This is a genomic window from Halopelagius fulvigenes (genome assembly GCF_042662625.1).
Lineage (GTDB): Archaea > Halobacteriota > Halobacteria > Halobacteriales > Haloferacaceae > Halopelagius > Halopelagius fulvigenes.
Genome location: NZ_JBHSXH010000011.1, coordinates 215,580 through 228,654, shown reverse-complemented (window position 1 = coordinate 228,654; position 13,075 = coordinate 215,580). Strand labels below are relative to the sequence as shown.

Below are 13,075 nucleotides of genomic sequence, written 5' to 3'. Positions count from 1 at the left end.
CGTTAGATGCGGAGGAGCCGACCGAACAGGGCCTTGACCTGGTCGAACAACCCGCTCAGGCCGCCCCTCGACCGGTCCGTGCTCGCCGTCGCCGTGGCCGTCTCTTCCGTCGCCTCGGTCGTCGAATTCGGAGTCGCCGTCTCCTCCGGGGCCGGCGTCACCTCGGCAGTCGCCGGCTGAGCGGTTTCGGACGCGGACGACGGCGTTTCGGTCGCCGTAGACGTAGCGTTCCGCGTCGGCGTAGACGTAGCGTTCTGCGTCGGCGTCGAAGTGGCGGCCGCGTCCGTCCGCTCCGACGTCGAGGAGGAGGAATCTGCCGACGAAGACGAATCCGCCGATGTCGAGGAAGACGAGTCAGCCGACGAGGACGAATCCGACGAGGACGAGGAAGACGAATCAGCCGACGACGAGTCCGTCGAGTCTCCCGCGTCCGTCTGCGACGAATCCGACCCCGCGGTTTCTGTCGTGGTCGCCGTCTCCGTCGGGTCCGCCGTCTCGGTCGAAGCCGGAGTCTGCGTCGAGTCCGAGGGTGTCCGGGTCGGAGTCGAAGCCGGGGTAGACGTCGAAGTCTGAGTCGCGTTGGTGTCGTCCTCCGTGGGTTCCGTCGCGTCCACCGTCAGGTCGTACTCGGTGAAGCCGACGTTGAACTCACGCCCCGTGTCCGGTCTCGCCACGCGGATGTAGTAGGTCCCGGCGTCCGTAATCCGGGCGGACTGCTCCGCCTCGAACGTGCCGCCCCCGCCGTACGCGAACGTCTCGTTCGTCGCGCTCATATCGGACGGTTCCACCGTTCCGATCGGACGTCCGTCGGCGGTGTAGATCTGGAGCCCGAAGTCACCCTGATAGAGGGCGTGGACGGACAGCTCCGCGGAGACGTTCAGGTTACCTTCCCCCGCCTCGACGGCGTACCAATCGACGTCGTCCGAGCGCGTGAGAATACTGGTCGTGTTCCCGTTCGCACCGATTGCGGCCGCCTGCGACCGACCTTGGTTCGGTTCGGACGCCTCCTGACTGCGGGTGTAGGCGGTCACCTCCGCGTAGTTGTCGGAGGAGGAGGTTATCGCGATGTAGTAGGGACCCGAGTAGTCCGCGATCGTTCCCTCCATGGTGGTGTCGGGGCCTCGCGTGATGGACCGTATCCGCTGGCCGTCCTTGTCGTAGAGTATCGCCTGTCGCATGCCGCCGCCCGCGACAACGCCGACGGCCTCTCCCTTCTCCGCTTCGAGGGAGTAGACGCCGTCGATGTCGTCGCCGGACACTTGCTGACCGGATTCGATTTTCTGCACGTCGCCGAACGCCCGGGTCACCGTGACGTTGACCGTGTCGCTGACGGACTGGCCCGTGTCGTCGGTCGCGGTCACCGTGACCGTGTAGTTACCGGGGACGACGACCGAATCGAACTGGAGGGCCGTCCCGTCGTCGGACTCCTGAGAGTAGGTGCCGTCGATGTCGTGGTTCCACGAGTAACTGACGTATCCGGTCCCCCCGGTCGATTCCGCTTCGAATCGGGGTTTCTCGCCTATCTTGACCGTCCTATCGGAACCGAGAGAGATGTCGAAAGAGTCCGCCCCCGCGGAGCCGTCCGAGGCGGCCGTTTCCGTCTCCTGCGTCTCGTTCGTCTGGGCGGTGTCCACCGTCGTCACCTGAGCGCTCGAAGTCGCCGCTCCGCCTTCGGTTGTCACCGCCGCGGACGCACCGGCGACGGGGAGCGAAACGGCGGACAGGACGACCAGTGCGGCCACCAGTAGCGGGACGAGCGCCCCCGAGAAGGGCGAGCGTGTCATCGTGAACCTCCGGTGGAGACGGACCGGTCAGCGTCCGCCCCCGCCGTCGCCGAGAAACCCGCCCGAGCGGGGTCGGTCTCCGCGGCGTCGTCCGGCGTTTCTCCGACGGCGCCCCGGCCGAAAGACGCCGACATATTGGGAAAGAGGAAATTCAGCATAGTCGTTTGGAGGTGCCTCATACCCGCCATGTCTACAGTATCGGTTAAAATCACTATCGGTGATACTCAGATCCTGACACATTCATGGATTCTAACTAATTACCGATTCCATTCCTCTATCCGTCGAAAGTGCAGGATACCGTGTCTGTAGCCGGAGGTGACCGGTTCGAAATCCGTCGTGTTGCGACGCAGATACCGGAACATATTCCCGATTCTTGCGACAGCGCGATTCGGCACGTACGCCCCACGTTCGCCGGACACCGTTCCCCTCACTCCGACTCACCCTATGCTATGCGGTCACAGGTAACAGTGCTCCGCACCTCTAGACGGGACCCGAGGCAGAATTCGCATAAACGAGTTGATGTAATGGTCGTTCGTCAGTTATGTGGTACCACGCCTCTTTGAGGAGGTACATCATGAACACTGTCGAACGCTGGAAGCAAGAGAAACACCCCCTCGACGTGATAGAGGACGTCCACGAGTACGCCGAGGAGGGACTGACGTTCGAGGAGATAGAGGAACGGGCCGGCGAGGGCGAGTGGGAGCGTCTGAAGTGGGCCGGGATGTACAGTCACGGCCGACAGGAGGGGTACTTCATGGTCCGCACGAAGGTGCCCGGAGGGTTCCTGACGCCCGAACAGGCCGAGGTGATAGGCGAAGTCGCGGAGGAACACGCCACCGCGCCGCCGGAACACGGCGGAGAGGACCAAAACTCCGTCTGGGGCGACGCGTTCCTCGACATCACGACGCGGCAAGACATCCAGATGCACTGGATAGAGATCGAGGACATGCCCGAGGTGTGGGAGAAGTACGACGAGGTGGGCCTGACGACCGTTCAGGGGTGCGGCGACGGCGCGCGCAACGTCCTCGGATGTCCCGCCGCGGGGTTGACGGACCACGAGTGCTTCGACGCCCAACCCGTCGTCGACGCCGTCTCCGACTACTTCACGGGAAACCGCGAGTACGCGAACCTCCCCCGGAAGTTCAAGATGACCGTCACCGGGTGCCGCGAGGACTGCGCGCAGTCGCAGATCAACGACGTCGGCCTCACGCCCGCGCGCAAGGAGGTAAAGGGAGCGGACGTCTACGGCTTCCACGTCCGCGTCGGCGGCGGCCTCTCGGATGGCCCGCGAATGGCCTCGAGCCTCGACGTGTTCGTCCCGCCGGAGGACGCGGTGGAGTTCTGCCGCGCCGTCGCGCAGACGTTCAAGGAACTCGGCGACAGGAACAACCGCGGCGTCTGCCGGATGCGGTACCTCGTTGAGCAGATGGGCGCGGAGAAGTTCGAGGAGGCCGTCCGCGACCGGTGCGACGTGGAACTCCCGACGCGGGGGACGGACCTCACCCGGAGTTACACCGGCGACCACGTCGGCGTCCGCGAACAGAAGCAGGACGGCCTCTACTACGTCGGGTTCAACGTCATCGCGGGTCGGATGGGCGGCGACGAGTTCGCGGCGGCCGCCCGCGCGGCGAAGAAGTACGGGACGGACGAGGCGTCGGTCCGGTTGGCGACGGATCAGAACTTCCTCGTCACGCACGTGCCGAAGGAGAACCTCTCTGACCTCCTGAACGAACCGTTCGCCCGCACGTACGAACACGACCCCGGGCCGTTCTCCCGCGGCGCGGTCGGATGCACCGGGTCGGAGTTCTGCAACTACGGCATCATCGAGACGAAGAACCGCGTCTACCGGTGGGCGAAAGCCCTCGACCGGCGGATAGACACCCCCGACGACGTGGACGTCGTCCGGATGCACATGTCCGGGTGTTCGGCGTCGTGCGCCCAACCCCAAATCGCGGACATCGGCTTCCGCGGGGAGACGGTGAAGGTTGACGACCCCGAGGGGACGACCAACGACGAGGGCGACAACATCGTCGAAGGGATGGACTTCGGACTCGGAGGCTCTCTCGGATCCGACAACGAGTTCCTCGACTGGGTTGAGAACGCCGTCCCGGCCCGATCGGTGATACCTGCGCTCGAAGAACTGTTCGCGGCGTACGCCGACGAACGCGAGGAGGGCGAACGCTTCTACGAGTGGACCCGCCGCGTCGAGAACGACCGCCTGCGGACCGTCATGCAGGGTGCCGACGCCGACGTTTCCGGGGGTGTCGCGCATGGGGACTGACGGCGACGAAGGCGGGCGAGAGAAGCGGACGCTTCCGAGCGTCCCCGACGCCGGAGACGACCACGCGGAGACGGGCGTCCCGCCGGTGGACGGGAGTTCTCCGGGACGGACGCCCGACGCCGGCGACGACGCGAAACTCATCAAGTACCGGAAGCGACCCGTCGAGTCGCGGTCCAGCGACGCTGACTCCGATGTCGATTCCGCAGGCGACTGCGGATGCGGCGGCGGGTGCGCGTGCGGCCTCTCGTCCGGCGGTAGCGAGGAGAGTGAAGCAGTTGCAGACGGAGGGGCACGTCCCGCGAACGTGGATGAGAACGGCAACCTCCGGGACCTGGACTTCACGGAACCGACGGCGGGGAAGAGCCAGGACGTCTACGACGACGCGCCGGACAGGCGCGTGCAGGTGCCCGACGGCGTCGAGTTGGACACGCCGGGGTACTCCATCCGCAGCGAGATGAACGACATCGAGGAGTCCGAGGACAAGACGTGGTTCATGGAACTCGACGCCGCGGTCATCGACGAGGGGCGGTGCATCCAGTGTGGCACCTGCGTCGCCTCCTGTCCCTCCGACTCCATCGGCATCGGCGACGACGGACTCCCCGAGTTAGTGAAGATGTGCACCGGGTGTTCGCTCTGCTGGGACTTCTGCCCGCGCGGCGGCCTCCGGTACGAACGGCAGTGGAAGATAACCGGCGGCGAGGACAACGTGAAGGGGGCGGGCGACCCGATAACGGAGTTCTCCGCGAAGGTCGAAGACGACTGGCGCGGGAACGCCCAGGACGGCGGCGTCGTCACGTCCGTCCTGATACACCTCCTGGAGGCGGGCGAGATAGACGGCGCACTCGTCGCCACCGAGTCCGAGGACGAACCGTGGAAGGCGGAGTCGTTCCTCGCGACCACCCCCGAGGAACTGATAGCGAACGCCGGGAGTTTCTACAACCAGACGATGGCGCTGGGCAACCTCGACATCGATCAGTGGGAGGAGAAACTGCCGGACAAATCCCCGGAGGACCTCTCTCTCGCACTGGTCGGGACGCCCTGCGAGATAGAGGGGATTCGCGCGCTACAGGACTTCCAGTGGGACTACGCCTCCCAGGAGGACGGCGTGCGCGCGATAGACTACACCATCGCGCTGATGTGCACGAAGAACTTCAACTACCACCGCCTCGTCGGCGAACAACTGGCCGAAAAGCGCGATTTGCCGCCGGAGGACATCGGCAAACTCGACGTGTTGGACGGGAAGATGATGGCGTACGACCACGACGGCGAGATGATACTGGAGGAGGACGTCGAAGCGTTCCACGACGCCGCCCTCAAAGGCTGCGACGAGTGCGCCGACTTCACGGGGTACTGCGCCGACATCACCGTCGGGTCGGTCGGATCGGCGGACGAGTACTCGAGCGTCATCGTCCGAACCGCGACGGGACTTGACGCGTGGGAACTGACGGAACCGGACCTCGACTACCACGACTTAGAGGACCGGTCGGCCGTCGGCGGCCTGCAGTCGTGGGACAAGAAGAAGGCGTTCGAGTCGCTCCGACGTCCGTTCGACCCGGACGCCCCGCGGTTCATCGAGTACACCGAGCACGCCGAAAACTACGGCACGACGCTTCGCGCGCACGAGTCGGACCACTAGCGGTCTGCGAGCGACGCTCGCTGGAGAGTGGTGTGCGACGCTCCGGCACGCTCGGCTGCCGCTCGACGGTGTAGTTATGTATCGCCCTCCGAAACGGGGATCCGATGTGGCCGTGGGGACACGCCGCCGTCGGCTACCTGCTCTGGTCAGCGTTCGTGAATCGCGCCGACGACCGGCCGCCGACCGGCCCGGAGGTTGCGTTCGTGGGACTGGGGACGCAGTTTCCCGACCTCGTGGACAAACCGCTGGCATGGACGTTCGGCATCCTCCCCTCCGGTCGTTCGCTGGCGCACTCGCTGTTGACCGCCGCATTGGTGATTTCGATCGTCTACCTCGTCACCCGGCGGCGCGAGGAACCGGTCGCAGTCGCGTTCGGAATCGGATACGTTAGTCACAGCGTCGCCGACTCGTTCTCGCCGCTCCTGACCGGCGAGTACGACAAACTCACCTATCTCCTCTGGCCCGTCCTGCCGTCGCCAGTGTACGAGTCGGAGTCGTTAGCGTCGAACGTCGACGGGCTAGCGCTTTCGGGGTTCGTGTTGGTGGAGTTACTCTTGGTCGCGTTCGCACTAGTCCGCTGGCGGTTCGACGGGATGCCGGGGATAGCCGAGTTCGTCAGCCGACTCCGCGCCGTTCGCTGAGACGTTCATCCAGAGGTGGAGCGAGCGGTACGCGCTCTCCGCGTTCGGATTCGCGGGCGGTTCGCCGCGATAGAGAAGGAAGCTGGCCCGGAGGTTCTTCCCGGTCATCGTCGGCACGAACTCGTAGGGGATGGTCCGGGTCCCGCCCGGAGCGACGGTGACTCGGTCTCGAGAGAGCGTTTTCGACGTTTCTATCCCCGCGACGGTTCCACCGTCACCCATCCGTACCTGTTGCAGTCGGACGACGACGGTGTACGTCGATCCGGTCTGTTCGTGGTTCGCTATCGAGAGGACGAGCGGAACCGACTCGCCGCGTTCGACGTTCCGGGGATACTCGTTAGAGACGAGGTTCCCGGAGTCGTCTCGGGTGAGAACGGAGAACTCGGTGTATCGGTCGTCCGGGAGGGATAGCGCGTACGCGATACTCGCCGGCGCGAGGAGGAGGCTGAGGACCAAGACGACGTTCACCGTCGCGCCGGTCCACTCCGCGTCTGACAGCGACCGACCTCGCGATCGAAGCCGTCGAACCGACGAGGCGAGCTTCGACCCTCGGTGGCCGAGTCGTCGGAGCGTGTCGCGAACCTCGGGCATCACCGCCGCGGTTCGGCCGAGACGACAATAAGCGTAAGGGCGTAAACTGGACTCTATCGCCCGATATCCCTCGGTTTTGGGGAACATCCTAGTAACCTCATCAACTGTCAAATAGCTGGATGACGAACGCACAAAGCGGTGTGAAACCCGTTCGCTGAGCGGGATGGTTAACAGATGGACCTGAGTCGCTCGTCGTTCAAACTGTTCCTATCGCGAGGAGGTAACGCGCTACTCATGTTCGGAGGGATTACCTTCTTCGCAAACAGCCTGGACGCCGGCCAACTCGGGATCTACTTCCTGTTTCAGACGGTGCTCGGACTCCTGTCGATACCCGCCGACGTGGGAATCAGCGGGGCGTTGGAGAAACGGTTGAGCGAGGGAGGACAGACCCAAGATAGGACGCTCGGTTCGGCGGTCGCGTTCAAAGCAACCGCTACGACAGTGGTCGCTGCCGGAATCCTCCTCGGGCGAGGGAGCGTCAACGATTTCATCGGCGCAAACGTGGCGGGACTGCTCGTGGTCGGCCTCGCGACTCACGAGTTCTCGAAACTGTACCTTCACGCCGTTCGTGGAGAACTGCGCGTCGGCGAGACGGCCCCCATCGAGTTTGCGAACCGTCTCGTCTGGCTGGGACTCGGCGCACTCCTCGTTACCCGCGGTTACGGTCCGCGCGGTATCGTCGTCGGACTCATCGCCGGGTCTGCGGTCGGACTCCTGTGGGCGTACAGTCGGTGCGGCGTTCCTATCGGTCGGCCGACGATGGACGCCGTCAAGGACCTTCTCGCATTCTCGAAGTACCAGACCGTCACGTCGGTCGGCGGCCGGGTGTACTCCTGGATGGACGTGGCGTTCGTGGGCTACTTCCTCGCGTCGAGTTACGTTAGCGCCTACGAGATCGCGTGGCAGGTGACGCTCTTAGTCATCCTCGTGAGCAAATCCATCGGGGTGACGCTCTTCCCCCAGATCAGCCAGTGGAACGAAGCCGCCGCCACCGAACGCATCGGGTCCAGTATCTCGACGGCGATGGGAGTCACCTTGTTCATCTCCATCCCCGCGCTCGTCGGCGCGACCATATTCGCCAGCGATATTCTTCGATTCATCTTCGGTCCCGAATACGTCGTCGCCGCGGCGGTACTGGTCGTCTTGATGGTCGAGAAGGTGTTTCAATCGGTCAACGACGTCGTCGAGGGTGCGGTGCGAGCGATCAACCGGCCGGACCTCGCTGCGCGGGCCACCGTCGTCGCCGTCTCGCTCAACCTCGTTCTCAGCCCCCTGTTGCTCGTCACTGTCGGCTTCGTGGGCGCGGCCATCGCGACGACCACCTCCTGGTTCGTCAACACGGTACTTCACGCTCGCTATCTCTCCCGATACGTCTCGTTCTCTATCCCGTATCGATTGGCGGGCTGGTACGCCGCATCGTCGCTGCTGATGGGTGGCGCCCTCCTCGCCGTCAAGTGGGCCGTCCCGGTTACGGGCGTCGCGATACTGGTGGCGGAGATTGCGGTCGGCGTCGCAGTCTACGTCGCCGTCACCGTCGCGATTCCCGACGTCAGAGATCAGGTCATCCTCCCCGGAATTCGGACGCTCATCTGAAGACAACGGCTGGTTCGAGGTGGACGACGTCTCGTCGGGGTCGTAGCGAAAAAACATATGGCTCTGGCCTTGAAACGGAGATACAGACGCCATACATATCACACGGATCACGAGATGAGGCGACAGACGATGGGCGCGATTCACAGGCGGCGTTTCCGCGTGTCGGTCGGAAACGTCGGCCTCGGTACCACCGTACTCGGGTTACTCGCCGTGTTCTGGGTGAGCGTCTGGCTCGGTTCGCTCGGAGTGCCGACGTTCGGCGTTCGCATCCTCGTCGGAGGTGTGCTCCTGTTCGTTCCGGGGGCATTGCTCGCGAGTCTTCTCGACGTCGGGACGGACACCGGTGGACGATTCGCCCTCTACAGTAGCGGGCTCGGGCTCGCCCTCCTCGCGACGCTCACCCTCCTCGCCAACGCGGGGTTGGGGGTTCTCGGCGTCGAAAATCCGCTTAGCTTCTGGCCGCTGGCGGTGCTCTTGACAGCGACGACCCTCGCACTGTTCGCTCTCACCACGGTCACCGACGGGGGATTTCCCGACGTCAAGGTCGACCTCGTCGGCTCCGCGCCCGTGTTACTGTTGCTCTTCGTGCTACCGACGCTGTCGGCTCTCGGTGCGGCGATCATGCGTTCGACGGGGTCGAACGTAGGGATGTACCTGTTCGTCGTCGTCGTCGCCGCCGTGGTGCTGCTCTCTGCGACGCGTGTCGTCCGTCCGAACCACTACCCCGTCTTGGTGTTCTTCGTCGCGTTTTCGGCGCTTCTGCAAGTCAACCTCCTCACCAACCACGTCGTCGGAAACGACATTCAGTCGCTGTACTTCAGCGCCGGTCGGATCGTAGAGATGGGGGAGTGGCCAATCGGCCGCGGCGGGTCGGCGTACGCCCTTCCGGTCGTGACCGCCGTGCCCGGGATGGTGACGATAGTGACGGGAATGGAGCTGTGGACTACGTTCACCGTCGTCTACGTACTCCTGTTCTCGTTGGTTCCGGTCGGTATCTTCTACCTCGGCCGTCGGGTCTTCGGGGCCCGCGTCGGACTGTTCGGCGCGCTGTTCTTCGCGTTCTATCACATCTCGCTCACCTACACGCCAGGGAAACAGCTTCTCGCCGAACTGTTCGTGGTCTTACTTCTCGGGCTGTACTTGTTCGAGGGAGTACACGACTCGCGGCGGAAGGCTGCGGCGTTGCTGTTGGTTCTCGGGCTAATCTTCTCGCACTACGCGACGACGTTGTTCTTCGGACTGGCGCTGTTGGCCGCGACTTTCGGCCTCAGGGCCGTCGGCCGGTTCGTCGGCCCCGTGGACCATCGACTATCGTTCGTCTATCCGGTCGTCCTTCTCGGGACGGCAACTGCGTGGTACGGTGTAGCTTCGCAGACGCTCGTCGATACGTTGGTCGGGATACCGACGAGCGCGTTCGACCAAGTCGTCACGCTCCTGAACGAGGGGACGATCTCCGGCGGTGCAGGGGTGACGTACATCGGTCAGCAGACGACCCCGCTCGAAGACCTCAACCTCTACATCTACGTGCTGATGACCGTACTCATTGCCTTCGGTATCGCGTGGCGGACCTTCGTCGATGCGGTACGAGCTAGACGCGGAGAGGAACCCGCTCGGACGGAGTTGACGGCACTCGCTGTTCCGCTATTCGGGTTCCTCTCGCTCTCGTACGTAGTCATCCTGAACCTCTACGCGGACCGAGTGTATCAGATGGTGCTCACGGTGTTAGCACTGTTTGCGGCGGTGGGCTACCGCTCGTTCGACGACGCTCTCGGACGTGTCAGCGGTCGATTTCCTACTTCGCGGTCGTTTCGACTCCCGTGGTCGCTTTTCGCCATCGTCCTCGTCGTCCTCCTCGCCCTGAACTCCGGGTTGGCCTTCGCCGCCCTCGCCGAGTCCGAGAGCGCGACGTTCAACGCCGACGCTCACGACTCAGTGTTCTCGGCCGGTGAACGGGCTGCTGCCGACTGGCTACTGGATAGTACCGACATCCGACCGAGTTCGACGCCGGTAGGCGAGGACCAACTCGAAGGCCGCGACTTCCCGAACCGAATACCAGTGTTTACGGACCGCACCAGCTACCAGTTACTCCGGTCGATTCTTCCCACGGGCTACTACAACGTGGAGACGGTGGCACTGAAGACCGACTACCAGCCGACCATCGACTATGAACAACTCGACGAGGGGTACGTCTTCGTACGGAAGAACGCCATCCGGGACGCAAACGGCCGAGCCGTCGCGCCGGAGTATCTCTCTCGAAGGGAGGCGAACGCCATCGCTGAACCTCGCAACGTCGTTTACAGTAGCGGCGACGTCCGAATCGTCGCGGCGAGGTACGGGCCCGGAGCGAACCAGACGCGCGACCCGGCGACATCCGTCGTCGACTGCCGGGCCGCCGAAGGGCCCCCAACGCTTTGGCGTACGGGCGCGTGCAGTCGTGAGGATTGATTCACGTGGAGGAACGCAACCCGCTCGTCTCGTTCGTCCTCGCGACGTACAACCGGCCGACCGACCTCGCGGAGGCGATAGAGTCTATCCTCGCCCAGCAGTACGAGCCGTTCGAGGTGGTCGTCGTCAGTAGCTCGACCGACGAGACGAGCGAACTGTTCGCCGACGGCGGACGGTTCGACGGAAAGGACGTCTACTACCACGAGTTCGATGAACGGATGGGCGTCCCGAAGGCTCGCAACATCGGTTTCGAACTTGCTTCGGGGGACATCTTCGTGACGATCGACGACGACGCGGTACTGGGAGACCCCGACGCGACGTCGCGACTCGTCTCGCTGTTCGGAGAGCACGAGGACGTCGGTGTGGTTGCCTTCCGGAGTCGGAGTTACGAGACCGGAGGCCCCATCCTCATGGAGATTCCCGACCCGCCAGACATCCGGATGTCCTCGAACGAGCAGTACCGCGCATCGTCGTTCTGCGGTGTCGGAAATGCGATTCGATCCGAACTGCTCGACGACGTTGGCGCGTACCCGCCCGACTTCGTCTACGGATTCGAGGAACACGATCTCTCGCTGCGGTTGCTCGACGCGGGCTGGGACATTCTCTACGCCCCCTCGGTGGAGGTGTACCACAAACAAACGCCGAAAGCGCGACTCCCTTCGGCCGAGACGCGCGAGCGACAGATCGCGAACCGGATCAGACTCGCCGTCAGAAATCTGCCGTGGCGATACGTGGTGTTCACGACGCTAGTGTGGTCCGTCTACGCCGTCGTGACGGCCCAGTTCCGACTCGCACCCCTTCGTCGGATACTCGGGTCGCTGTACGACGAACGGGACGCATTGCTGGCGGAGCGAGACGTTATCGACCGGCGAACTATCGAACTTCTGAAGTCTCGCGGGACGATGCTGTATGCGTGGTGGTACGGTCCTGACCCCCGACGCGTCCTTGCTAATCCGGACCGACTCCTCTGGTGACCCGAGCGATACCCGCCTCGCGGCCGCTAACTCGGCCATAACAAAATGCGCAAACCTCGTCGGTACTCGTATGGATGAGCAGCTCGCGTGGGTCACCGAACTGTTCGACTCGAACGACGTGACCCACTGGGTCGAAAGTGGAACGCTTCTGACTCTCGTTCGTTCCGGTGAACTGACGAAGTACGACGACGACATCGACGTGGCGATACTCGCATCAGACGTCGAGAAGGTCGACCGGCTGATCCCGGAGATAGAAGAACAGGGTTACCGCGTTCAGTCGCGGTCCTACCACGGCCGGACGTACAAGTACCAGTTCATCCCGACGAACGAGAAGGGGCCTCGCTCGCGGACGAACCGGAGACTCGTAGACGTGATGGTGTTCCGTCGGAACGAGACGCACGCCTGGACGGCCCAGTCGCAGGTCAAAGAGGAGTTCGACACACCGGGGCTGGGAGAGCTCGTGGACGTAGTGTACCCGCTCGTCCAACAGTACGCGCGGTCAGCCGGGGGAGAGATCGAGATGACCTCGTTCCCGAAGAGGCAGCTCTTAGAGATGTTCACGCTGTGGCTCCCGCGAAAGTACGTCGACGATATCGTCTACGACGAGGAGTTGGGCGTCCACACCCCCGCGGCCGTCGAAGACTACCTGGCGTTCCGTTACGGCGACTGGCGGACACCGGTCTCGGAGTGGTCGCTTACCGACGACGGAGCCATCCGACAAGCGGAACCCCTAGAGTTAGTCGTCACGGCGCGTCAATGACGTCCGCCGGGGCGAGCGACTGTTCTCTCCACGAAGCTTCCCACTATCGGCGTCGAGAACTGCGACGCAGTTACCCGTACGGACCTTCGAGACGTTCTCTCGTCTCCCGTAGAGGAGAGACAGGCGTTCGTTCCGCATAAATACATCTTTTCCGAGCAACGTTAGGCTCTCATATTATCATATTCCGAACCTTGGGCAGACGTCCCGCCGACCGATCTCCTCTGAGGAGACGCGTCTCCACCGACAGCTTAGCCTCGCGCTTTCATTTGCCCGCGTTTCTCCCTTAAGATCGCCTTAGAAGCGTTCGAACGTCTATGTAGCTGTACGGACTGGACCGCTATATTCATGGATTCGGTAATTAATACTTTGA

9 protein-coding genes are annotated in these 13,075 nt (G+C 63.5%); 7 read left to right on the top strand and 2 right to left on the bottom strand.

Features of this window, described 5'->3' with window-relative positions; translation table 11 throughout:
- Positions 1 to 2: 2 nt before the first annotated feature.
- Entirely contained in the window at positions 3 to 1,784 is a 1,782-nt protein-coding gene (locus tag ACFQEV_RS08935; protein WP_379695012.1) for a hypothetical protein, read from the bottom strand.
- A gap of 574 nt (positions 1,785 to 2,358) precedes the next feature.
- On the opposite strand from ACFQEV_RS08935, the gene ACFQEV_RS08930 reads away from it, so the two are divergent.
- The 3 genes from ACFQEV_RS08930 (at position 2,359) to ACFQEV_RS08920 (ending at position 6,342) form a co-directional block, all read left to right on the top strand.
- The gene (locus ACFQEV_RS08930; protein WP_379695010.1) at positions 2,359 to 4,065 is read left to right on the top strand and encodes a nitrite/sulfite reductase; all 1,707 of its coding nucleotides are present in this window, start codon (positions 2,359 to 2,361) and stop codon (positions 4,063 to 4,065) included.
- Entirely contained in the window at positions 4,055 to 5,701 is a 1,647-nt protein-coding gene (locus tag ACFQEV_RS08925) for a Coenzyme F420 hydrogenase/dehydrogenase, beta subunit C-terminal domain (RefSeq protein ID WP_379695008.1), read from the top strand. The genes ACFQEV_RS08930 and ACFQEV_RS08925 overlap by 11 nt, the downstream gene beginning before the upstream one ends.
- Positions 5,702 to 5,805: 104 nt before the next feature.
- Complete coding sequence (locus tag ACFQEV_RS08920) at positions 5,806 to 6,342, top strand: metal-dependent hydrolase (protein WP_379695006.1); 537 nt, start codon at positions 5,806 to 5,808, stop codon at positions 6,340 to 6,342.
- Here ACFQEV_RS08920 and ACFQEV_RS08915 read toward each other — a convergent pair.
- Positions 6,271 to 6,933 carry a DUF1616 domain-containing protein gene (locus tag ACFQEV_RS08915; RefSeq protein WP_379695004.1) on the bottom strand — a complete coding sequence of 221 codons (663 nt, stop codon included), beginning with the start codon at positions 6,931 to 6,933 and terminating at the stop codon, positions 6,271 to 6,273. The two genes, ACFQEV_RS08920 and ACFQEV_RS08915, sit on opposite strands and share 72 nt — an antisense overlap.
- Before the next feature lie 174 nt (positions 6,934 to 7,107).
- Between ACFQEV_RS08915 and ACFQEV_RS08910 the strand changes: the two genes are divergently transcribed.
- From ACFQEV_RS08910 to ACFQEV_RS08895, 4 genes are all read left to right on the top strand, one after another.
- Positions 7,108 to 8,526, top strand: coding sequence for an oligosaccharide flippase family protein (locus ACFQEV_RS08910; RefSeq protein WP_379695002.1), 1,419 nt, complete (start codon positions 7,108 to 7,110; stop codon positions 8,524 to 8,526).
- Positions 8,527 to 8,685: 159 nt separating this feature from the next.
- Positions 8,686 to 10,971: a DUF2206 domain-containing protein gene (locus tag ACFQEV_RS08905; protein ID WP_379695000.1), complete on the top strand. Its 2,286-nt coding sequence runs from the start codon at positions 8,686 to 8,688 to the stop codon at positions 10,969 to 10,971.
- Between the two features lie 5 nt (positions 10,972 to 10,976).
- Positions 10,977 to 11,945 carry a glycosyltransferase family 2 protein gene (locus ACFQEV_RS08900; protein WP_379694998.1) on the top strand — a complete coding sequence of 323 codons (969 nt, stop codon included), beginning with the start codon at positions 10,977 to 10,979 and terminating at the stop codon, positions 11,943 to 11,945.
- A 70-nt stretch (positions 11,946 to 12,015) separates the two neighbouring features.
- Positions 12,016 to 12,705 carry a LicD family protein gene (locus ACFQEV_RS08895; RefSeq protein ID WP_379694996.1) on the top strand — a complete coding sequence of 230 codons (690 nt, stop codon included), beginning with the start codon at positions 12,016 to 12,018 and terminating at the stop codon, positions 12,703 to 12,705.
- Positions 12,706 to 13,075: the final 370 nt, after the last annotated feature.